Raw genomic sequence first — 24,182 nt, forward strand, 5'->3', positions numbered from 1 at the left:
TTAGCCAACTTAATTTTCAAAAATTAGGAGCTGTTTTGTTTTGTGTAGTTTTCATGATTTATGGCTTTTATGAACTTAGAAAGGTAAGGGGTTGAAATAATTTAGTTGAGTTTGTGATGTTTTGGAGGTGGGATTGGTGAGGATTTTTGTTAGATTTGGGTAGAAATATAGGTGGGATATGCACAATTGCGTATAGCCACCTGTTGTAAACAATTTACGAAAACCGAGAAACTGAAATAAATAATGGCAAAATTTTTAAACACGACAGGTGTTTCATATCATTTAGAAGAACTAATAAAAACAACAAAAGACCGACTGATTTTGATTAGTCCATATCTTCAATTTCACAAAAGAGTAAAAGACCATTTGGAAAATCTAAACATTCAAAAAAGAGATATCCGAATTATTTACAGAGAGAATAAACTACAAGTTGAGGAAAGTAATTGGCTTGAAAGTCAAATCGGAATTAGAACAAGTCTGTGTAATTCCCTTCACGCAAAATGTTATCTGAACGAAAATGAGGCAATTGTAACTTCAATGAATTTATATTCATTCTCACAGCAGAATAATGACGAAATGGGAATTCACGTTACGAAAGAAAAAGACGCTGATTTGTATAATGATATTTATGACGAAGTTCAGAGATTATTAGCGATTAGTGAGGAAATAAGAGTTTCTGTCAAAAAAGTTGATAAGGAAATAGAAAAGAAAACTGAAAGCACAATAAAAAAAGTTCAGGAGAATAAAGACTATTCAAAATCTAAATTATTGACCACTAAAGAATTGTCAAAACTGACTGGATTGAGCAGTCGGAAAGTTAATAAATGGTTTACCGACAATAAACTGATGTATAAAAAGGAGGACGATTGGATAACAACAAAACGTGGAAAAGAAACTGGCGGAATTGAAAAAAATGGACAATATGGACAGTTTGTTGTTTGGCCAGAAGATATTGCTAAACATATAACCGAATAAAAACTGTTTAAATAACTAAGTATTCGGCGTGCCGATTACGCCCTACGGTTGTGAGATCGCTTCGCTAAGTTGGCCAACGCTGAACTACGAAGTACTCATGAATACAAATAAAAAAAAACAGACAAGAATGAATAATACCATGTTGACGGATCCGGATTTCCTTAGCCCTACTGAGCTTGCCGAACGTATGGGGAAAGCGGTTTAATACATTATTTTTGAAAGATTATTTAGGCAATTATATTCACCCCGTTAGAAATATCTATCAATTTTCTAAACGGGTGAATTATCTTACCATTTCTAACGGGGCAAGTAGAGTGGCGATTTCTAATCAACGAATTTTAAAGCACACTGATGGCAAAGTTATCTTTGGATATAAAGACTATAAAAATGCTGGTTTAAGAAAAACAATGTCCCTTCCAGAAGAAGAGTTTATCAGGCGTTTTCTACAGCATATTCTTCCTTCAGGTTTTAGAAAAATACGCTACTTTGGATTTATGTCCTTACGGTTCTTAAAAGAGAATTTAGATAAATGTGTTGAAATATTAAACAAAGCGGTGTTTCTTCCTATGTTGGAAGGCTTAAACGCATTAGAAGTTGTCAGTTTTACTCTCAATAAGGACATGACTGCATGCAAAAAAGGAAGAATGAGGGCAAAACACAAAATCATTGCCTCACCTACATGAGGCACTTGATTTCATTGAACGTTCTTTTACTTATTGTAATGATCTACAAACGCTAAAAAAAGTGTAATGGGATAAATATGTCTTGTTGCAAATGAATTTATATGAAGAGCGTATTATTACATAACGAAATCATTTTATTTCTTCAATTTACCACTGCAAAAATGAAGGAAATATCTTTCCAAATCAAATCGGCCTTTTAGTTTACCCATAGCGACTACTTTTTAGACTCAACCACAGCGCGGCATAATTCAACTCCATTTTATCAATTATTTTCTATTCGTCATTTAATCGACTGTCTGGTTGATTTTTAACTTTTTACGTTTATCTTTAGCTATTGAAAGAAAACAACTGATAAAACGCTTATAAGTTATAGGTAATTAAACCAGAACAAATGAAATATTTAATAATTGCACTTAGTTTGTTAACCATTGTATCAAGTTGTGATACGAAAAAAATGTCTGAAACTCCAGACTCACAATTTATCGGTAAGTGGAAATTGTCGGAAAGAGGAATGCTCGAAGGAATCGAAATTGAAATATCTAAAGACAAAAAAGGAAATTTCATTGGATTAGTTACAAAGCTAAATGACGATAAATATGTCAATATGTTCATGGAAAAAGGCGATAAGCTCCTCTCTGCTATCAAACGTAATTCGAATTTTGAATTTGTAATAACAGAAAAAAAGATTGCAGCGCCATTGTTTTCTGCTTATGGACAATCTACAACTACTGAATTCAAGGCGGTATTTAGTGGGACAAACAAAATATTACTTGGAAACAATGGTTCAGATGGAACTTATCTCAAAGTAAAATGATACCTATAACAGCACCTACATTTCAAGCCTTTTTATGCTTATCTTGTGCTAACGGCTCGAAAGTGTAGCCGCAACTCGTTGGCAAACATTAAAAGATGCTCTATGATAAAACTAACGACTCTTTCAATATTTATATTAATAACTAATCTTGCATGTGGTCAAAACAGTATTTTTAATAATTATGACTTCAATACTGGAGATTATCATGTTCAAGGTATATACCTAAATGAACATAATTTCCCGAATATTGCAGATACTATTTCTGATTTTTTTATAGATGATATAAAAACATTAAACATGATGAAATCAAGTTGGCAATTTGCGGACTTGTCAGATAGATATATCGAATCATATACTTATCGAATAACCATTTTTAAAGATAAACAAGCACTAGAATCAATTTGGATTAATCTTATAAAAGGTGTAATTAGAACAAGTAAGGGCACATTTGTATTTGATTATAATTTATTTTTAGAATTGAGAAACAATTTAAATCCTATTACATTTCATGAATACAAATTTTCATCAGTTAAAGTCGGAAAAGACAGCCTCAATAATATTATCAACAATGACAGCATTCTATCTTATTTTTGTTACTGGGACAAATTTGACGGCACATTTTCGGCTAAAATACCAATCACTGAAGAACGATTAAGTACTGAAGATGTTAAATTGAAATTAGAAAAAGAGCTCTCTAATCAATTCCCTAATGAAACATTTCAATTAACCTATACTACCACTCTAGATTTTGCTGAAGGAGCCGTGCGATTCTTTGAAGTAAAATGCTCAGAGACCATGTATATTAATTTCAGGTGGGACAAATCTGAATGGAAAGGTTACGAACCTGTCTTATATCTAAGAATTAAAAATTAGAACGATTTGGCAACAAAACCTAAACTGCATTAAAACGCAGTTTAGCCAAACACGTTAGCATTCAGTGGGAGAAAACTCCACAACAAACATGAAACAGTAACAAAAACAGATAAGTAAAAACGAGTATTAACAATTAAAACAAGTAATATGACAAAAAACAAATCAAGACCGATAGTACTCCTCGTAGCAGGACTGCTATGGGCAGGCTTGACACAAGCTCAAGAAAGTGCAAACGCCTCAGGTGGTGACGCCACTGGAAGTGGTGGTACAGTTGCTTACAGCGTAGGACAGGTAGTTTACACCTCCAATACAGGAAGTAGTGGAAGTGTTGCCCAAGGCGTTCAACATGCCTACGAAATTTTCACCGTTGGAATTAAAGAAACAGCATTAAACATTTCGCTGTCTGTTTTTCCAAACCCAACAACAGAAAATTTAACCTTACAAATAAGCGATTACAACAACGAAAAATTGTCGTATCAGTTATTTGATATGCAAGGTAAACAACTAAGCAACGGACAAATAGTAGCACAGCAAACGCAAATTGATATGAACAGTTTGCCAACAGCTACATACTTCATAATCGTTTTAAACCAAGAAAACAAAAATGTTCAATCATTTAAAGTAATCAAAACTCAATGAGACAGTATTTTTGAAAAAATACGTAGTCGAATTAGTCCCGATAGCAAAGCGTATCGGGAACAAATAGTAAGAATATTAAGATTAAAATTAAAAAATTATGAAAAAGATAATTACAATTTGTGCAGCATTACTAATGACTGCAAGCGTGTTCGCTCAAGCACCCGAAAAAATGAGCTATCAGGCAGTAATCCGCAATAGCAGCGATGCTTTGGTTACAAACACACAAGTAGGCATACAGATTTCTATTTTGCAAGGCTCGGCAAGCGGAACAGCCGTTTATATAGAAACCCAAGCACCAACCTCTAATGCCAATGGTTTAGTAAGTTTAGAAATTGGAGCAGGTACGGTTGTAAGTGGAGACTTCACCACTATCGATTGGGCAAATGGACCTTATTTCATAAAAACCGAAACCGACCCAACAGGCGGTACAAGTTACACAATAACAGGTACAAGCCAGTTGTTAAGTGTGCCTTATGCTTTACATGCAAAAACGGCTGAAACAGTTACAGGTGGCATTACCGAAACCGACCCTGTTTTTGGTGCATCCGTAGCGAGTGGCATAACAGGAACTGATACTACTAACTGGAATAACAAATTAGACAGTTACACCGAAACCGACCCTGTTTTTAGTACATCCGTAGCAAGTGGCATAACAGGAACTGATACTACTTATTGGAACAACAAATTAGACAGTTACACCGAAACCGACCCTGTTTTTAGTACATCCGTAGCAAGTGGCATAACAGGAACTGATACTACTTATTGGAATAACAAATTAGACAGTTACACCGAAACCGACCCTGTTTTTGGTGCATCCGTAGCGAGTGGTATCACAGGAACTGATACTACTTATTGGAACAACAAATTAGATAGTTACACCGAAACCGACCCTGTTTTTGGTGCATCCGTAGCGAGTGGTATTACAGGAACTGATACTACTTATTGGAATAACAAATTAGACAGTTACACCGAAACCGACCCTGTTTTTGGTGCATCCGTAGCGAGTGGTATTACAGGAACTGATACTACTTATTGGAACAACAAATTAGACAGTTACACCGAAACCGACCCTGTTTTTAGTACATCCGTAGCAAGTGGTATCACAGGAACTGATACTACTAACTGGAACAACAAACAAGACCAATTAGTAGCGGGCTCAAACATTAGTATAGTAGGGAATACTATAAGTGCAACAGGTGGTTCATCCAACGACTTTTATTTGGGGCAAGATACCTTAGGTGGCATCGTGTTTTATATCTATTTAGATGCGAATGGAGACCAACGTGGGCTCATTGTAAATAAAAACGAAAGCACAGCACAATGGCAAAGCAGCGGCACAACAACCAATGCCACACGCAGTTGGGATGGCGTTTACAATACAGGATTAATGACAAGTAGCCCTGCTGCTAATTATGTAAATGGATTGACTGATGGTGGTTTTACAGACTGGTATTTACCATCAATTGACGAGTTAAGTATATTATGGCACAACCGCTTCCATGCTAATAATTCCTTAAATGCTGGAGGTTTTACACTGTTATCAAATACTGCCTTCTATTGGAGTAGTACGGAGTACAGTGCTTCAGGCGCGTTCCTCTTCGGCTTCGGCAATGGCTACGCAAACATCTACAATAAGTCAATAACTTATAGTGTGCGTGCCGTTCGGGCTTTTTAACCATTTAACTATTTATCAATTTAATACCGCGAAGCGGTCGATTTTAAAAAAATGGCACTATATTACGATTTACCAGTTTTTAAGGATGTTTATAAGCTCGTGTTGAAGATTTTTGATTATACCAAAGATTTTCCACGAGAGTATAAGCATACCTTGGGGCAAGATATGAAGCGAGACAGTATACAATTGGTAAGGAGTATATATAGAGCCAATAAAGCAAAAGAAAAAAGGGCGTATCTCGAAACATTTCTTGATGACTTTGAATTGCTAAAATTCGAGATACGCCTTTGTGTTGATATGAAAATTTTAGCAATAAAAAAGCAAGCCGAGCTATCGGGTTTAATGGACAGCATAGGCAAACAAATTACCGGTTGGCGTAATGCCAATCGGTAAATGCCGGAATTGTATGTGTTAAGGCATATACAAGCGAGCAAGGTTTAGTTTAAAAGCGATAAAGGGACTGTTCGGTGAGCAGTTAAAACGAGCGTTATTTGATGCTAAGTAATTAGTTTTGAGTAACTCTATAATAAATATGAGATGCCTTGTATTTATATGAACGCCTTTATTTTTGCGGTTGGCGGTTTTGCTAGTGCCTACTATTGGAGTTCTACCGAGAACAATAATAACAACGCTTGGAAACAGAACTTCGACAATGGCAACCAGAACAACAACAATAAGAACAACACAAATAGGGTTCGTGCTGTTCGGGATTTTAAACAAGCCATTTTTTCAGAAAACCTATCAGCGTCAGCAAAGGCGCTGATAGTGTTTTCTTTCTTAAAAAACATTAAACTTTACAAACTGATTTGTGCAACTTTCATTATTCGACATACCACAACCCAAAATTGAACTTGAAGAACTATTCACGGCCTATTTCGAATGTCGCAAAAACAAGCGAAATACTGCCAATGCGTTGGCATTTGAAATTGACTACGAAAATAGCTTGGTGCAATTAGGTGAAGAAATAAACAGCGGAACATACAAAATAGACAGGTCAATTGCTTTTATCGTAGATAAACCTGTTAAGAGAGAGATTTTTGCAGCCGATTTTAGAGATAGAGTGGTTCATCATTTAATTATCGGTAAACTAAACCATCTGTTTGAAAAACAGTTTATACACGATAGTTACAGTTGCAGGGTTGAAAAAGGAACGCATATTGGAATACAACGAGTTGACAGGTTTATTCGTCAATGCTCTGCCAATTACACCAAAGATTGCTACATACTAAAACTCGATTTGCAGGGCTTTTTTATGAGCATAAACAAAAACATACTTTTTGCAAAACTCGAAAAGTTTATAAAAGAAAAATACCAATCAACAGACAAAGATTTGTTGATAAAACTATGCAAGCAAATAATTTTGAACGCCCCCACAAAAAACTGCATTATTAAGGGGTACAAAAGCGACTGGGATAATTTACCACAAACCAAAAGCCTTTTTCACAGCAAACCTAATTGCGGCTTGCCCATAGGCAACCTTACCAGTCAGGTTTTTGCCAATTTTTATATGGACAGCTTCGACCATTTTGTAAAACACAACTTGAAAATAAGGTATTATGGCAGATATGTAGACGATTTTGTGATAGTGCATGAAGATAAAGAGTATTTGAAGAAACTTATTCCCATATTGTCTGAATATCTGCAAACAGAATTACAAACAACCATTCACCCCAAAAAAATATATCTTCAACACTACGGCAAAGGAGTACAATTTTTGGGGACGGTCATAAAACCCAACAGAATTTACATTGGCAATCGCACCAAAGGTAATTTTTTCAATGCCATAGAAAAGCAAAATAAGATAGTGCTCGACAACAAACCCACTAAAGAAGAAAAGGCAGCATTTTTGAGCAGTATGAACTCGTATTTAGGTATAATGAAGCATTATAAAACCTACAATCTGCGAAAAAGAATGATCTTTAAAAGGCTTTCAGGTTATTGGTTTAACCACGTATATCTCAGCGGAGGAATTGCCAAATTTGTATTGAAAGAAAGACCAGTTAAAAAGAACCAACGAAACGCTAAATAACTAAGTATTCGGCGTGCCGATTACGCCCTACGGTTGTGAGATCGCTTCGCTAAGTTGGCCAACGCTGAACTACGAAGTACTCATGAATACAAATAAAAAAAAACAGACAAGAATGAATAATACCATGTTGACGGATCCGGAGTTCCTTAGCCTTACTGAGCTTGCCGAACGTATGGGGAAATCGGTTTAATACATTATTTTGGTGTGTTACGCTTTGATTATGAGCGTGCATTTCGAATTTAATTTGGTTGATTACTATTCAGTGTCACGAAAACCACGCATTTATCAGGACTTTCGCCAGTTTGATGTCGATTTTACTAATTCTAAGCCATAACTTCCTCATTACGCGCTAGACGTTGCATTTATTCTGTTGATTTATTGATACTTAAAGTTTCTCTCCAGTTTTCTGGTGGACCTCTACCGTCAAAAAGTAAAACAGTAATGATAGAACCAACTTACACATCGTAAGTAAGCCTTCTCCTTGCTTGACAGATGTTGCAGTGTACTTAACAGGAGGACGATACCAATTCAACACCTTTTATGTAGACACAGATTTTCAAGGACTTTACATCATCCAACGAATTGATGATCTAAAAACTGTTTCTGTTTCACTAAATAATGGAGTTAAACCCACAACAATCGATAGTTTAGGATACGTTGCTATTCAGCAAAATCTTTCACCTTGCGACATTGACCACTTACAGCAACTGGAAGACAATTTTACTGAAACCTTAATCCAATCAAACCCGACAAAACTATTTACGGTTAAAGAAAATCATATTTTAAATGGAATCCTAATGTAAAAAACGATTACTTAAAAACAGATATAATAAACAAAAATATTCCCAAATGTAAAGAGCCATAATAATACCTTAGTAAGGTAGATCAATTAAATCTCAAGGCTTGCGCTAACTCACTATTTTTATTATTGTTACATGAAATCAAATTGAAAACCGCGTATGTAACTAATGTTACACGGTATATGAATTACAGCCCATACTTTTGAGGTAAAACATTTTCAATAAATGAAAAAAATAATTCTACTCTTAACTTCTAGTATTTTATTGTTCCTTAGTTGCAATGGAAAGCCGGAGAACACAAGTAAAGTATTAGGCACTGAAGAAATACCAGAAATTCAGAGCATCAATACACTGCACAAAAGCGAAGGTTTAAGTCTGCTTAAAAACAATTGTTTTTCTTGTCATAATCCGAACTCTGAATCGCACGACAATATGATTGCACCACCACTTGCAGGAATAAAACACAAGTACAAGCAACTGTACAAGACCGAAGAGTTATTTATAGCCCAAATGTCTGATTTTGTAAACAATCCTACAAAAGAAAATGCAATAATGAAAGGACCTGTTAAAAGGTTTGGTTTAATGCCAAAAACACCTCTCAAAAAATCTGAAATTCAGGAAATTGTTAAATTTATTTACAAAACAGAACTTCCAAAACCAAAATGGTTTAAGGAACACTTTGAAGAAAAACATAATATAGAATGGGAAAAAAGATAATCTTTCTAGTGCTGTTTTTAGGTCATACTGTTGTGTACGCCCAAAAATTAGAAAACAACCTCAAAAAACATATAGAAATATTAGCTTCAGACTCTCTACAAGGAAGATTAACAGGTACTATTGGAGAAGAGATGGCGAGTGAATATATTCAAAACCAATTTAAAGAGCTGAACCTTTCTCCACTGCCTAATTTTAACTTTATTCATAGCTTTTCTTTTACTTATAACCTAAATCCACATTCCAATCCTACAAATACAGATACTATTATCGGAAAAAACGTGGTTGCTTTTTTGGATAATGGTGCGACAAATACCTTTGTAATTGGCGGTCATTATGACCACTTAGGTCATAATGAATATAAGCTTTCTAGAGATACAAATTCCACAGGATTAATTCATAATGGAGCTGATGACAATGCTTCTGGGGTTTCAATGGTACTGGAACTCGCAAGAAATTATAGTCAAAATAATACAATAGAACCTGTTAATTTCATTTTTGCGTGTTTCTCAGGCGAAGAACTTGGATTGATGGGGTCAAAAGAAATTTCTAAAATTATTAAACAAGAATATCCAAATACTAGTTTAATGGTCAATTTTGATATGGTTGGTAGAATGGATGCGAGTAATAATTTAAGCATTGGAGGTGTAGGAACTTCACCAAGTTTTGCTTCCGTTTTAAATAAAAATAAGCCAAATGAAATAAATACAAAACTAGATTCTAGTGGTGTTGGTCCGTCTGACCATAGTTCGTTTTATTACCAAGATATTCCTGTTTTATTTTTCTTTACTGGGTTACATAGCGATTATCATAAACCAACAGATGATACTGAAAAAATCAATTTAAGTAAAATGGGAATGATTTTTTCCTATACAAAATCAGTAATTGATTCATTGGCTATAAATCCAAATTTAACTTTCACACCTACTAAATTAAAGAAAGAAACAAAAACACCTAGTTTCAAAGTTACTCTAGGAATTTTTCCAGATTATAAAGACTATGGGGATGGTTTGCACATTCAGGATGTGATAGAAGGTAAGGTTGCTCAAAAAAACGGTTTACAAAAAGGAGACATCATTACTAAAATAGGGAATGTTGAAATAACTGATATTTATACCTACATGGAAGCTTTATCAAAACTAAAAAAGAATAAAAAGTATAAAACAATTTACATAAGAAACGGTATTAGGAAAACCATAACAATAAAATTATAAGAACATGAAATTTATTAAGAACTACATTATTATCAGCTGTATTACATTGGTGTCATTGCCTTTATTTTCTCAAACAGCACCTTTCGAAATTAGTATCGAACCGATTAACATATCCGGCTTAGGTGGTATTCAATCCTATGCATATGGACAAGCAAATGGAAAGTGGCTTATCATTGGAGGAAGACTTGACGGACTTCATAGAAGACAACCATGGGCCTCATTTGACGTTGCCGGACACAACAATCAATTACTTGTTGTTGACCCGGTTTCACTTCAAAAATGGAGTGCACCATTAACATCATTACCTACTTCAATTCAAGAACAATTAAGTTCTACAAATATGGAGTTTTATCAGGAAGGAGACTATTTATATTGTATCGGTGGTTATGGATTTAGCCCAACAGAAAACGATCATACTACATTTGATAAACTAACAGCAATTAAGGTTTCTGATGTTGTGAATGGAATTATCAATAACACTACGATTTCTACTTTTTTTAGACAAATTACAGATACTCAATTTCAAGTTACCGGGGGTAGGTTAAAAAAAATAAATAATACATATTTCCTGCTAGGTGGTCAAAAATTCATTGGAAAATACAATCCAATGGGCCCAAATAACGGACCAGGCTTTGTACAAGAATATACCAATGCTATTAGAAAATTTAATCTTCTTGATGATGGGACAAATATTAGCATAACTCATTTACCTTCTCACTTGGATCCTACCAATTTACACCGTAGAGATTACAATGCTGAACAACAAATTTTACCAAATGGAAATGAAGGAATTACAATGTTTTCAGGTGTTTTTCAGCAAAATGTAGATTTACCTTTCTTAAATTCTGTAACTGTAGATGATAATAATTACACTGTGAATAATACTTTTCAACAATACTACAATCATTATCATTGTCCGGTATTGCCAATATATTCAGAACAAGAAAATGAAATGCATTCTGTTTTCTTCGGAGGTATTGCTCAGTTTTATGATAATGCCGGAACTTTAGTTCAAGATGATAATGTCCCATTTGTAAATACAATTGCTAGAGTTACTAGAGATAATTCTGGTAATATGGCTGAGTATAAATTACCTGTAGAAATGCCCTCACTTCTTGGTGCAGGAGCAGAATTTATTCCTAATTTAAACTTTCCTCATTTTAATAATGAAGTTTTTAAATTAGATAGTGTTTCCACAGATAATGTTCTAATTGGTTATATATATGGAGGAATAAGCAGTTCCCAACCTAATATATTCTTTATTAATGATGGAACACAAAGTAGTGCCAACAATCAAATATTTAAAGTTTTAATCAAGAAACCCACCGTTTTATCTGTTGATGATTTAAATGAATCAAGTACAAATAACTTAAATCTAAAAATATATCCTAATCCAAATGATGGTATATTAAAAGTTGCATTTAATTTAAAGGAAGTTGAGGATGTTAAATTAATTATTTACGATTTAAATGGTAAAATTATTGATCAAACGACATTGACTAATTTGTCAATTGGGAGTAATTTTTATGAAAAGGAGATTACCAAACTAATTAACGGTAGTGTATATTTCATTTCAATAGAAACATCGAATACAAAAACGACTCACAAATTAGTAGTAAAAAGGTAAAGAATCAGAATATACTATAAGCAATTGTACTGAAGTACGTTTGGTTGATGAGTTTGGAAATACAGACGATAAAAAAATATTTACTTGGATTTGCGATGGCGAGCAATTGTAAATATTTCATCCTCATTTGAAGGTAGAAGTTGAAAGTGAAATTATGTTTGTAGAATTAGGGTAATACTGATCGTCAAACGGTAACTGGGCTAGTTACATCTCTGTGTTAAATTCACGCGACAAAATGAGTACGAGTTGGGAATTATCATTAAGGATAAGACACATTAATCAACTTTTTATTAACTTTGAACAAAGAATTGAACCTGAAAAATAAATGGGGGTTTTTCAGCTAAAACACAAAATTTTGGAAAGTCTCTGCACAATTGCGTATAGCCACCTGTTGTATGCCATTAGAAAGATAGCTAAAACTTAAATAATTAAACTAAATTTGTAACTACTCACAAATTGATTTATGACATCAAAAAAACAGAAAGATAAAGCAAGACAATACAAACCATCTACTGTTAGACGTTTGGATACTCTTTCTGGAAACGAATGCGCCAACCCAAATTGTCAAAAAAAATTAATTGCAGAAGATAATATCTCTATTGTTAGTAAAATCTGTCATATTGCTGCAGCAAGCAAAGAAGGACCTAGATATGATATTAACATGAATGATGATGAACGAAGAGGATTTGACAATCTAATTTTACTTTGTGATGAACATCATGTAATAATTGACAATAAAGAAAATGAATCTCTATATCCGACTAGTCTTCTGAAAAAATGGAAAAGTGATCACGAAAAAAAGATTTTAGAATTAATATCAAGTAAAAATTTATTATCTAAACATCCTTTATCGTTAAACAAAGTGATTAATGCCATTGGAAATAAAATGGATGAAATCCTTAATTTAACTGAAGCTGTAAATGCTCCAAACACTGATTTGAAAATATCTTTTAATAATATTAATAGGTATGAGTCTATTATAAGAGAGTTTGCACCATATCAAGGAAAATTAAACAAGATTTACGAAGAAATAGAAAAAGAAGGTTCAACAAAGAAAGAATTAGTATTACATAACATTAAAAGAGTATACCTTAATATTAAAGCGGATTACAAAAATATAGATGAAATTAGAATAAATGCTGACATAATTTTTGATAGAGTAATCGAAAAAATATGGAATAACATTGATAAGGCTCCAAATAAACTTGATGAATATGACCAAGAAACAATAGACTTTAGTTTGATGATTGTAATTGTTGATGCTTTTATGCGTTGCAATATTTTAGAAGAACCTCCTAAAACTGTTTGAGATGATAGTAGATAAAAATACTAATCCAGAAAGAGATTTATACTATTTAGGAGGGATTTTAATTGATGTTATTGCAAACAAGAATAGCAGCGAAATTGATTATATGGATTTATACAAATTATTCAATCAAAAACAAGAAATAACTATAAATCTATATTCTTTAACTTTAGATTGGTTATTTATACTAGGACTCGTTACTAAAGGAGAAAATGGAAAAATAAAAAAATGTTTTTAAAAAATCTTAAAATAGAAAATAAGCTTGCTGTAATCCGTGAAATTGATTTTCATAAAGGACTCAATTTAATAGTGGATGAAACTCCTATAACCAACAAAAAAACTACGGGTAATAATGTTGGTAAAACAACATTATTAAGACTTGTTGATTTTTGTTTAGGCTCAAGTGGAAAAAACATTTATCAAGATTCTGAGTTTAAAGAACAAGAAAATAGTACAATTAAAGATTTCTTGATTAACACAGAAGTTGTTGTCACATTAAACATTGTTGACGACTTAGATTTTACTTCTGAATCTGTTCTTATAAAAAGAAATTTTTTAAAGTATAGTAAAAAAATTCAATCAATAAATGGGGAGACCATCTTAAATGATAAAGAATTTGATGCAAGACTTAAAGAATTAATATTTAATTCTGAAGCTGAAAAACCTACATTTAAACAAATTATTTCTAAAAATATTCGAGACGAAAAAAATAAGTTAGCGAATATTGTAAAAGTTTTAAATCCCTATACTAAAACTGAAGAGTATGAAGCTTTGTTTTTATTTTGGCTAGGTATAAATACAGATACACACAATCAAAAGGAACTCTTAGGGAAAGAAAAAACTAGAGAAGAAAGCTTTCAGAAAAGGCTAAAAAAAGAAGGAGAATTATCTTTAATTGAGCAACAACTTGAACTTGTAAATTCAAAAATTTCAGAGTTACAACAAGTAAAGTCCAACTTTAGTTTTAATGAAAAATTTGAAGCTCAAATTAAAGAGTTAAATGATGTAAAACTTAATCTATCAAAACTTTCTACTGAACTTAGTAGATTAAATATGAGACGAGAATTAGTTCTCGAAAGCAAGGGGGACTTAACAAAGGAAAGAACAAATATTGATGTAAGTCAAATAGAATCTCTTTATAATAAAGCATCAAAGTTAGTTCCTAATTTACAAGTAACATTTCAAGAAACAGTAAGTTTTCATAATGATTTAATTGATGAAAAAATCAAGTACATTGATAAAGAATTGCCTTCTTTAACAGAGAATTTAGTATCAATTTCAAAAAACATTTCATCCTTAAGAAGGAAAGAAAAAGAATTGTCGGAGTTTATAAGTGCTTCTGAATACAGTGACGATTATGATAAAATATTGATCGATTTAAACTCTTTATTTGAAAGAAAAGGAAATTTAGAAGAAAAGAAAAAATATTGGATTAATTCTAATGAAAAACTAAGTAGAATAAGCGAAGAGTTAAAAACAATAAATTCCGAAATCAACTCAAAAGATAGCATAATTCAAAACCGAATAACTCTTTTTAATAAGTTCTTCACAAAAATATCAAACGATTTATATGGTGAAGAATATTTGCTAAGCACGCAAAAAAATGAAAAGGGTTACGACTTGATTGTTACAAATATTGAAGGTAATCCGAGTACTGGAAAGAAGAAAGGTCAGATTGCAGCGTTTGACTTTGCATATATTTTATTTGCTGAAGAAATTGAAATGAAATATGTTCATTTTATTTTACACGATCAGTTAGAAAATATGCACGACAATCAATTAAGTACAATCTTAATTGACTTAGCAAACTCTATCAATTGCCAATTTATTTTACCGATAGTGACAGATAAAATTCCTGCTGACTTAGATATTGATAAGTACGTAATTTTAAGCTTGGCAGAAAACAACAAGTTATTCAAAGTATAAATAAGAAAACGGCATACAATAACTAAGTATTCGGCGTGCCGATAGGCCAACGCTGAATACCATGTTGACGGATCCGGATTTCCTTAGCCCTACTGAGCTTGCCGAACGTATGGGGAAAACGTTTTAATACATTATTTTTGAAAGATTATTTTGGTGTGTTACGCTTTGATTATGAGCGTGCATTTCGAATTTAATTTGGTTGATTACTATTCAGTGTCACGAAAACCACGCATTTATCAGGACTTTCGCCAGTTTGATGTCGATTTTACTAATTCTAAGCCATAACTTCCTCATTACGCGCTAGACGTTACATTTATTCTGTTGATTTATTGATACTTAAAGTTTCTCTCCAGTTTTCTGGTGGACCTCTTCCATCAAAAAGTAAAACTGTGATTAATTTTCCTTTTTTACACCTTGGACATCGCCTGTGATGTGTTGGGTTTTCCTTAATAATTTCGGACGTTTTCTTTTCATTCAATAACTTTTGAAGTTGGGGTAGCTTTATCTTTTTCCAACTGCTGCTTAATATTCCAAAATGTCGTATTCGAGTAAAGCCTTTAGGTAAAATATGTAAAGAAAACCGTTTAATAAAGTCGGAAGTTTTAAGTGTTATATCGTGTTTTTGTCCACCTTTTCTATAATTTTTAGCAGAAAATGTGACTGTTTTCTTAGTATAATCAATGTTCTTTATTCTGTGATTAGAAATAGCGATTTTGTGAGTGTATCTTCCAAGATACTGCACCCCGTTAGAAACCTAGAATTTGCCCCACCTTAGAAAATCTGTAAAATATTTTTCTAACGGGGCAAGCAAGTTCAGGTTTAAAGAAAGATTGTTTTGCATAAACGACCCATTTTTTAGAAAACACTTTATCGTAAATACCTTGTGGTATTTTTAATTTGCTTTTTCTAAGCAAAGCAATATACTTTGCCCGAAAAACGGTACTCATTGACTTCACATTGAACAAGTATTTTCCTTTACTTCGTGAAGACTTCCACTTGTTGTCTTTTGTCACGCCACCGCCAGGAACTATACAATGTAAATGAGGATGAAGTGACATATTTTGACCCCAGGTGTGCAATATGCTTATCATTCCCATTTTCCCTCCAAGATGCTTTGGATTATCACCAAACTGCTGCAAAGTCTGCCAAGCAGCTTTAAATAATGAACCATAAATGATTTTGCCTTCTCTTAAAGCATATTCATTAAATTCTGATGGAAGGGTGAACACAACATGAAAATACGGAACTTCTAAAAGTTCATTTTCTCGTGCATTAATCCACTCTTCTCGCTTGTGACCTTGGCAAGTTGGGCAATGTCTATTCCTGCAGCTGTTGTAACTGATGTGTAGTTTATTACAACAATCACACTGATCAATGTGTCCGCCCATTGATTGTGTTCTGCATCTTCGAATGGCGTGTAATGTACGTAAATGCCAAGTTGTGGGAGCTAATTTGAAAAGTTGATTTTGCTCTAATTCAAGAACATCGGCAACTTTATATTTACTCTTCAAGTATTGTAAATCAGGTCTAGCGGACTGTATTTTTTTGAAGAACCTGAGTTTGAAACATGTAGATAAACCAGCGTTGTTTCTATTCTAGCATGACCAAGTAGTTCTTTTAAGGCAAGTAAATTCAAACCACTTTCTAGTAAATGCGTAGCGTAAGAATGGCGAAGTGTATGTGCTGTTATCTTCTTTGAAGTCCCGATTTTACTTCGATTTTCTTTGAATACCCATTGTATTGCTCGAACTGTGATGGGTAGAGGTTTTCCATTATCAGTTACTTGACTGTTAAACAAATAAATACACGGATTCTCTGTTTTAATATACTTTTTCAGACCTCTCGATAAATGCGCACTCAGTGGAACATATCTATCTTGTTTCCCTTTTTGTTTTTTTATAAAAACAGTGTTTCGATCAAAGTCAACATCAGATAATTTCAAAGCACAAAGTTCATAACTTCTCAGTCCGCAACCGTAAAGCGTTGCAATTATAAGTCTGTGCTTTAAATATTTTGGCGCATTGATTAATTTTTTCACCTCCTCTAAACTCATCACCACAGGAAGATCGTTTTGTCTTTTTATTTCAGGAAGTTGAACTTTATGACCATCCATTCCAAGCAATTTGTAGATCGCCCTTAGTCCATAAATCGTGTGTTTGAAAAAACTATCCGAGGGAGTATTATGTTGGTTTTTACAGTGAAAAAGATAGTCATCAATGGCTTCTTTATCTAGATGTTCTGGACTTTTCTTGTAATGCAAAGCCAAGTGCGCAAGGCATCTGGAGTAGTTATTTAGGGTGCTTTCTGACTTTCCATTAATCGAGAAGCTTTTGGTTAGTTTCTCGTGCAAGTCTTCAAAACCTGCAACCTCCAAAATTGCAATTTCAACGAGGGTTTTACTTTTTTTTATACATAATATTTGATTTAATTTGTATTCAAATATAGTAAATTGCTAATTTAGAGGGTGAGAGAAGCTTCCGACGTTAGGAGGATTCGTTCAACTCTGTGTAATAAAAAAAAGCACCACCGGTGCTAAAGAAACAAAAGCATAACCCATGCAACTATTTGAAAAACTAGAATATTTCACAACCCAAATCGATACGACAATCATCGATGAAGAACGTGAAAAAACCCTTCAACCTTTAATTGAATTTATTCAAGAAAAAGTGGATAAAAACGATGAGGTCAAACTCAATTTCATTTGTACACACAATTCTAGAAGAAGTCATTTAGCTCAAATTTGGGCGCAAACGGCTGCGCATTACTTTAGTGTTCCAAACGTGCTTTGTTATTCTGGGATATGTATCCTATTAATTATTATAAGTGGCTTTTCTCCATCACATCTAGCTTTTAAAAATTCAATCCTACCTCTAGGTTTTGATCAAATCCAATTTGTTCGTTTAAATGTATTTTTTGCATTTTGGGAAATATCATAGTTTACTACAAACATTTAGATAAACGTACTGTGTCTAGCCAATCCTTCCCATCAAATATAACAATATTCTTATTTGAAAAGCCAAGGAATTCAAGCATTTTCAATGGCTTATATGGGAGATTCAAGACAACGGAATTATTAAGCGAATGTTCTAATCGCATAACTATTGATTTATAACATTGCTCAAAAAAACTTCACAAGTTATTGATTAGAAGCATGTGCGAATGTTAAATCCATAAAATATGCATATTTTTAGGGCCTAAATTAAAATTCTTAGCATGCATAAATTCATAGGCTCATTATTCTTTATTTTTGTTTGTATTATTTCGTTTGGACAAGAGATAAAATATAAAGGTTACATTGATTGGAATTCTAAAAATCAGTTTTGGGGACTGATCAAATTTGAAGAAGGAAAAGAGTCTGATACTGTTCTTAGAGATGTTTTTGAATACATCGATATTCGCAAGAACTCCATTGTCACTATTGAGCATTTAAATAAAAAAACGCAACAAGTTGCCACAAACATTAATATATATGATTACGATTTAAACTTATTAAAAAAATTCTCCGGTAAGCATGAGTATTATTACCACCAGATTTATATAAAGAAAGGAAATAAGACAAGTGTTTATGATGTTGACGCTAATAACTATATTTTAAAGGATGTTGTGAACATTCAAAAAATTGATAATGTTGGATTTATCAGCAATCATAAACAAGAAGCCATTCTTTACGATTTGGATGGAAACATTTTAGTAAGAACTCAAGGTAAAGGAAGCTTTGAATTTGATAAAGAGTACAACTGGTTTGTTTTAAAGAGAAATAAGAAATATGATATTTATTCACAAAACGGAAAGCCAATTGCAGCAAACGTAAAAAAGGTTACGCCTATTGAAAACAATAAAGAATTCAACTACAACAATCCCAATAACAATCTATTAATCAGTTTAACTCACGCTAATCTCACAGAAACAATTCTATTAAACACAGTTCACCAAGAAAAAGATGGCTATGGAAATTTACCTTATGATAACACTACCTTATCTTACCGAGTATTAATTAAGAAATTTCCAGGGACGTTTATTAAACAAACTAATCACTATGATAAACTTATTGTAAAAAAAGGAGAGGTTATGATGTTGGTAGACTCGAGTGGTAACCAAATATTCAAAGAAAGCTTTCAAAAAATATATCCACAATCTTCTGACACAAAAGATGTTTATTTAGTAAAAAATAATGACCAATATCACTTCTTTTCTGGGAATAATAACCTCGTCACAAATAAAGATTCTATTGAATATTTTGACGAAGTAAAAGTGGTTAATGGAAATTACAATACTTACATGTACTTAATGAGACAAAAAGATGTTGAAAAATACTATTTATACAATTCATCTGGTAAAAGATTAATTGAAAATCCAATTGAAGATGCCTTTTTTGGAGAAGAAAACCTTTTTCTAATAGCAAAGAATAATGGAATGTTTGCCTTTTCAGGTTTTAGTGATAGATTCACTTCATTTAAATATACGGGATACAATACCATCAATTATTTTGATTATGCTTTGGTGGAAGTTCTTGAAGGTGACAAAGCTAGTTTGTTTGTCTCAGACTTGGATTCTGTTATTCTTGCAGAATATAATTTCTCTCGAATCAAAGGAATTGAGGGAGATTCCGATATGATAAGTAAAACAGTAAGAGCTTTTAAAAAAGGATCTAACGAATTTGTGTTAGTTAGTATATTATTTTACAATTACGAAAACGATATTCAACTTCCATTCAAGATCATGGAAAACATTAGTTTTGAAGACTACATTTTTGATGCTAATCTCGTTGAAGAATATTTCTATGAATATGCTCCCTTGCTCGTGAAAAGTAATAGTAAATGGGGAATTATCAATATGAATACATGGAAAATGATTCTAAACCCAGAGTACGACAAATTAATATATAACGATTATAAATCATTGAATAAAGGTAGTATTGTGCTCAAAAAGGAGGGGAAATACGGACTGTTTAACATGTCGGGAAACCTTTCAATTTTTTCTAATAAAACAGTCAACAAAGATTCTTTAGGAAATGAAGATCGTGGCGTTTTAGAGCCAATATTTGAAGAAATTGAATTTCTTGATGAAGAATTTATGGTGACTAAAAAGGATGGCTTGTACGGGATTTGTTCATTAAGTTCAAACACAGTATGGTTCAATACTATTTTAAAAGATAAACCAAATAATATATATGAACTTATTGATTTGGATGATATTATCAATGCTCCTAACGCAGTAGTAGAAGGAAAAGAAATGCAGTGCTATTCTCAGTATGGTACAGTAACATGTTATGACAAGATTTACGCACCGGAATGGGGAAAGGAAGAGCAAATCAGAATAGCGCATAAAGAAGACTCCTTATTTGTGCTGAATTACTCTGGGGGGATAATAGTGAAAGGAATAATTGAAAATGTAAAAAGACATCCGAACCAAGATTACTGGATCACCAAAACAAATGGTAAATGGGGAATAAGAGGATATGACCTATCAGAAATCATAATTGAAGAAAAATATGATGAATTAATTAGTCAGAATGATGATAATGTAGATTTTCTTATGGCTCGCATAAATAAAAAGTATGGTGTAATACAAGGAGGTAAAGAAGTTATTCCTGTAGAATTCGATGAAGTAAAATTTGATGAGGATTATATATTTTTTCGAAAGGAAAAATTATGGGGTGGTAAAAAAGTATGGGGAGGAAAATCAATTCCCGCAGAACAATCATCAATTGATTCTGTGCGAGAGATACTTGAAAATCAATAATAGAATTTAAGGTATTTAAATTAAAGTGCTAATTTAATAGCTTGCCGAAATGGTCTCCATTGAGCCAGCCGAAATGTTGGCCAACTTGGCGAAGCGATCTCACAACCGAAGGGCGTAAAACCACCAATTTACCCCTTAAAAACAGAAAAAATCGAAGGTTTACAGTATTTACAGCCTAAAAACACATGAATAGTGAGAATGAAACTTAAAAAGTTCTAGAGCGGTTTTGGGTAAAAAGAACAGCTATTGTCAAAATCAATACTTAAAAACGCATTATCTCAGCAAATCAGAAGCTTAAAAGTGTTTCTGTTTGACAAAACAGCTTGTTTTTAAAAATAGAAAGTCCAATTTTTAGAAGTATAATTTGGGTTGGAGTGAATCAGTAGATGAAGCACTATGTTTTGGGTGGATTGACAGCACGAAAAAGACGATTGACAAAGAAAGTTTTATACAATGTTTTAGCAAGCGAAAAGCTAAAAGTAACTGGTCTCGTGTAAACAAAGAGAAAGTAAAGGCCTTAATTGACCAAGGACTGATGCGGGATGCAGGATTTAAAAGCATTGAAGTTGCGAAAGAAAATGGTTCTTGGACATTTTTGGATAGTGTTGAAGCATTGATTCTTCCAGAAGATTTAGCCGAAGAATTTTCAAATTTCGAAGGAGCACAGGAATTTTATGATGGTTTAAGCAATTCAGCCAAGAAGATATTATTGTACTGGGTTATTTCAGCTAAAAAGAAAGAAACTCGGCAGAAGAGAGTTATGGAAATCGCTGAAAATGCTGGCAATAATTTGAAACCAAAACAGTTTAGGTAAGTAGTAAACCAATTTTACCCCAGAATGACCATAAGAAATAAAGAGCTTTTCAGATTAAACATCATTTTAGGAATCGTTTTATTGATCCTAATATTATTGTTTTCTTTAGGATTCAGTGCATGGTTTTCCATTGGATTTGTTTTTGTGTCCATAATCTGGGGGAAATCAAAAGGAGTGGAATTTGATTTCAAAAACAGAAAATACCGTAAGTATAGCCAATTATTTATATGGAAAACTGGAGATTGGAAAGAAATTACTGACAAAATTGATCTGGTTATTTTAGTAAAACATGGAGTGAAATCAACTTCAGGGACGATGCTTACCTCAAGTTTAAAAATCAAAGGAGGATTTAGTGAATTATATTTCATGGATGAAAGTCACACCCAGAGATTTTACATAGCCTCATCAGAAAACCATGAATACATTGAATCGTTAGCTGATGATTTGAGTTCGAGATTGATGATTCCAATTGCAGCGTATAAACCGAGGACTTATTCAATTTGATTTCGTTATTTCCAAACATCTATTTTCTCTATTTCCCATTTCTTATCATACATCAATGCACAGGCTTTATGTTGTCCTTATCTTTGTATCAAAATAAAAACATAATTAACTAAAACATAAAAAAATGGGAACAACAGAAAAAGCAAAATGGAACATTGATTTAACTCACTCTGAAATCAACTTTAAAGTAAAACACATGATGATTTCTACTGTAACAGGTAGCTTCGGAAAATTTGATGCTAGCGTTGAAGCAGCTGACGATACTTTCAAAGATGCATCATTCAAATTTAATGCAGAGATTGACTCAATTAACACAAACAACAAAGACAGAGATGCGCACTTGAAGTCTGATGACTTTTTTAACGCAGAGGAATTTCCAAAATTAACTTTCGAATCAACATCTTTTGATGGAGAAAAAATGAAAGGAAATTTAACAATCAGAGACGTAACCAAAGAAATTACAATGGACGTAGATTTCAACGGAGTAGCTGTAGATCCTTACGGTCAAACAAAAGCTGGTTTCGATATGGAAGCAACAATCAACAGAAAAGACTTTAACTTAACTTGGAGTGCTGTTACTGAAGCGGGAAGTATTGTTGTAAGTGATAAAGTGAAATTGATTGCCAACGTTCAGTTTGTAAAACAATAGTACAATAGATTAGTACATATATTTTTTAAGAAAGGTGGGTTTGTCTTAGACGAATCCACCTTTTTTGGTTTAATGAGATCTATTACCTTATTTTAACCCCGAGAGAATAACTATAATAGATTGGCTAAAAGCTTTTTTTTTAATAGTAAATAATTGATTATTAACGTCTCCCCCTTTGGAGGGGGCTGGGGGGAGGATTTGATGAAATATACTTTTATTAAAAAGTACATTGCCAATCAAATCATTAATCGTAATTTTGCGATTGATATGGAGGTAAAGACAACAGCAACGAAAGAAAATAGATTCACCGAAGAGCAAAATCAGATTGCTTTGTTTGCAAAAGCACTCGGTCATCCGGCGAGAGTGAAAATATTACAGTATTTATTTGAAACGAAATCTTGTGTTTGTGGTGATATCGTCGATGAAATCGGTTTAGCACAATCTACAATTTCTCAACACCTCAAAGAATTAAAGAAAATTGGTCTTATTCAAGGTTCCGTGGAAGGAACTAGCGTTTGCTATTGTATCAATAATGAGAATTGGACTAAAATGAAACAGTTGTTAGGAGAATTTTTTAATCAAGACCAAGAGTTACAAGCTCGCGATAGCTTGATAAAAACTGATTGTTGTTAGTATAAACGAAAAGAAAAAAATTTGAAACAATTCATCGTAAAATCACGATGAAGTAAATGTAACTAAAAATTAATAAAATGAAATTATCAGAAGTAAAAACAGCTTTAACAAACTTGAAAACAATTGCATTTCAATTGCCAAATGGAGAATTAGTTCCTAATCATTTTCACGTTACAGAAGTAGGGAAAATCACCAAAAACTTTATCGATTGTGGTGGAACAGTGAGAAACGAAGAAGTAATTAATTTCCAATTGTGGAATGCCGATGATTACGATCACAGATTGCATCCAGGGAAATTGTTGAACATTATAGAATTGTCAGAAAAAGTATTGGAATTAAAAGACCAAGAAATCGAAGTAGAATATCAAGGTCAAACTATCGAGAAATTTGCTTTAGAATTTGATGGGAAAAACTTCTTGTTGACGACAAAACAAACAGATTGTCTAGCTCCAGATAAATGTGGTATTCCTGAAGAAAAATCAAAATTACAAATGATGGATTTAGGGAAAAATGAAGCTGAAGTTTGTACTCCAGGTAGAGGATGCTGCTAGAAATCAGTTTTGAG

The 24,182-nt window shown here is 32.9% G+C and carries 23 protein-coding genes and 2 pseudogenes; 23 read left to right on the top strand and 2 right to left on the bottom strand.

Annotated features, from left to right (window positions below):
- The first annotated feature begins 243 nt into the window (after positions 1-243).
- The 16 genes and pseudogenes from DIT68_RS10515 (at position 244) to DIT68_RS10590 (ending at position 15,275) form a co-directional block, all read left to right on the top strand.
- Entirely contained in the window at positions 244-975 is a 732-nt protein-coding gene (locus tag DIT68_RS10515; protein ID WP_109359767.1) for a phospholipase D family protein, read from the top strand.
- Positions 976-1,190: 215 nt separating this feature from the next.
- Positions 1,191-1,658, top strand: coding sequence for a transposase (locus tag DIT68_RS10520; RefSeq protein ID WP_158276165.1), 468 nt, complete (start codon positions 1,191-1,193; stop codon positions 1,656-1,658).
- A 391-nt stretch (positions 1,659-2,049) separates the two neighbouring features.
- Complete coding sequence (locus DIT68_RS10525; RefSeq protein ID WP_146194189.1) at positions 2,050-2,472, top strand: hypothetical protein; 423 nt, start codon at positions 2,050-2,052, stop codon at positions 2,470-2,472.
- Positions 2,473-2,574: 102 nt separating this feature from the next.
- Positions 2,575-3,345 (top strand): hypothetical protein, encoded by a 771-nt coding sequence (locus tag DIT68_RS10530; RefSeq protein WP_109359770.1) that lies wholly within the window; start codon positions 2,575-2,577, stop codon positions 3,343-3,345.
- A 147-nt stretch (positions 3,346-3,492) separates the two neighbouring features.
- On the top strand, positions 3,493-3,984 hold the full coding sequence (locus tag DIT68_RS10535; RefSeq protein ID WP_109359771.1) for a T9SS type A sorting domain-containing protein: 492 nt from the start codon (positions 3,493-3,495) through the stop codon (positions 3,982-3,984).
- Positions 3,985-4,081: 97 nt separating this feature from the next.
- On the top strand, positions 4,082-5,659 hold the full coding sequence (locus DIT68_RS10540; RefSeq protein ID WP_109359772.1) for an Lcl C-terminal domain-containing protein: 1,578 nt from the start codon (positions 4,082-4,084) through the stop codon (positions 5,657-5,659).
- A gap of 51 nt (positions 5,660-5,710) precedes the next feature.
- Positions 5,711-6,052, top strand: coding sequence for a four helix bundle protein (locus DIT68_RS10545; RefSeq protein WP_109359773.1), 342 nt, complete (start codon positions 5,711-5,713; stop codon positions 6,050-6,052).
- A 144-nt stretch (positions 6,053-6,196) separates the two neighbouring features.
- The gene (locus tag DIT68_RS10550) at positions 6,197-6,508 is read left to right on the top strand and encodes a DUF1566 domain-containing protein (RefSeq protein ID WP_109359774.1); all 312 of its coding nucleotides are present in this window, start codon (positions 6,197-6,199) and stop codon (positions 6,506-6,508) included.
- Entirely contained in the window at positions 6,468-7,688 is a 1,221-nt protein-coding gene (locus tag DIT68_RS10555; RefSeq protein ID WP_109359775.1) for an RNA-directed DNA polymerase, read from the top strand. Before DIT68_RS10550 ends, DIT68_RS10555 begins: the two co-directional genes overlap by 41 nt.
- 458 nt (positions 7,689-8,146) lie before the next feature.
- Positions 8,147-8,491 (top strand): annotated as a pseudogene (locus tag DIT68_RS10560) (hypothetical protein); the annotation flags it as partial.
- A 222-nt stretch (positions 8,492-8,713) separates the two neighbouring features.
- Positions 8,714-9,205, top strand: a complete 492-nt coding sequence (locus DIT68_RS10565) for a c-type cytochrome (protein WP_109359777.1) — start codon at positions 8,714-8,716, stop codon at positions 9,203-9,205.
- On the top strand, positions 9,190-10,416 hold the full coding sequence (locus DIT68_RS10570; protein WP_109359778.1) for a M28 family peptidase: 1,227 nt from the start codon (positions 9,190-9,192) through the stop codon (positions 10,414-10,416). Before DIT68_RS10565 ends, DIT68_RS10570 begins: the two co-directional genes overlap by 16 nt.
- Before the next feature lie 4 nt (positions 10,417-10,420).
- Positions 10,421-12,043, top strand: a complete 1,623-nt coding sequence (locus DIT68_RS10575; RefSeq protein ID WP_109359779.1) for a T9SS type A sorting domain-containing protein — start codon at positions 10,421-10,423, stop codon at positions 12,041-12,043.
- Between the two features lie 463 nt (positions 12,044-12,506).
- Positions 12,507-13,352 (top strand): ABC-three component system protein, encoded by an 846-nt coding sequence (locus DIT68_RS10580; RefSeq protein ID WP_109359780.1) that lies wholly within the window; start codon positions 12,507-12,509, stop codon positions 13,350-13,352.
- Between the two features lies 1 nt (position 13,353).
- Positions 13,354-13,587, top strand: coding sequence for an ABC-three component system middle component 6 (locus DIT68_RS10585; protein ID WP_109359781.1), 234 nt, complete (start codon positions 13,354-13,356; stop codon positions 13,585-13,587).
- On the top strand, positions 13,578-15,275 hold the full coding sequence (locus DIT68_RS10590) for a DUF2326 domain-containing protein (protein WP_109359782.1): 1,698 nt from the start codon (positions 13,578-13,580) through the stop codon (positions 15,273-15,275). Before DIT68_RS10585 ends, DIT68_RS10590 begins: the two co-directional genes overlap by 10 nt.
- Positions 15,276-15,588: 313 nt before the next feature.
- Here DIT68_RS10590 and DIT68_RS10595 read toward each other — a convergent pair.
- A pseudogene (locus DIT68_RS10595) lies at positions 15,589-16,786 on the bottom strand (IS91 family transposase).
- Positions 16,783-17,649 carry a tyrosine-type recombinase/integrase gene (locus tag DIT68_RS10600; protein ID WP_233244185.1) on the bottom strand — a complete coding sequence of 289 codons (867 nt, stop codon included), beginning with the start codon at positions 17,647-17,649 and terminating at the stop codon, positions 16,783-16,785. The pseudogene DIT68_RS10595 and the gene DIT68_RS10600 overlap by 4 nt, the downstream one beginning before the upstream one ends.
- Before the next feature lie 181 nt (positions 17,650-17,830).
- Here DIT68_RS10600 and DIT68_RS16440 point away from each other — a divergent pair, with 181 nt between their 5' ends.
- The 7 genes from DIT68_RS16440 (at position 17,831) to DIT68_RS10635 (ending at position 24,168) form a co-directional block, all read left to right on the top strand.
- Positions 17,831-18,211: a hypothetical protein gene (locus tag DIT68_RS16440; RefSeq protein WP_199223416.1), complete on the top strand. Its 381-nt coding sequence runs from the start codon at positions 17,831-17,833 to the stop codon at positions 18,209-18,211.
- A gap of 277 nt (positions 18,212-18,488) precedes the next feature.
- Positions 18,489-21,017, top strand: coding sequence for a WG repeat-containing protein (locus tag DIT68_RS10610; protein WP_109359783.1), 2,529 nt, complete (start codon positions 18,489-18,491; stop codon positions 21,015-21,017).
- Positions 21,018-21,381: 364 nt separating this feature from the next.
- On the top strand, positions 21,382-21,831 hold the full coding sequence (locus DIT68_RS10615) for a YdeI/OmpD-associated family protein (RefSeq protein ID WP_109359784.1): 450 nt from the start codon (positions 21,382-21,384) through the stop codon (positions 21,829-21,831).
- A gap of 24 nt (positions 21,832-21,855) precedes the next feature.
- Positions 21,856-22,335: a hypothetical protein gene (locus tag DIT68_RS10620; RefSeq protein ID WP_109359785.1), complete on the top strand. Its 480-nt coding sequence runs from the start codon at positions 21,856-21,858 to the stop codon at positions 22,333-22,335.
- A 124-nt stretch (positions 22,336-22,459) separates the two neighbouring features.
- Positions 22,460-22,984, top strand: coding sequence for a YceI family protein (locus DIT68_RS10625; RefSeq protein ID WP_109359786.1), 525 nt, complete (start codon positions 22,460-22,462; stop codon positions 22,982-22,984).
- Positions 22,985-23,251: 267 nt separating this feature from the next.
- A complete protein-coding gene (locus DIT68_RS10630; protein ID WP_109359905.1) occupies positions 23,252-23,617 on the top strand; it encodes an ArsR/SmtB family transcription factor in 366 nt (121 codons plus the stop codon).
- A 77-nt stretch (positions 23,618-23,694) separates the two neighbouring features.
- The gene (locus DIT68_RS10635; RefSeq protein WP_109359787.1) at positions 23,695-24,168 is read left to right on the top strand and encodes a DUF6428 family protein; all 474 of its coding nucleotides are present in this window, start codon (positions 23,695-23,697) and stop codon (positions 24,166-24,168) included.
- Positions 24,169-24,182 lie beyond the last annotated feature (14 nt).

The organism is Brumimicrobium oceani (assembly GCF_003143775.1).
GTDB lineage: Bacteria > Bacteroidota > Bacteroidia > Flavobacteriales_D > Crocinitomicaceae > Brumimicrobium > Brumimicrobium oceani.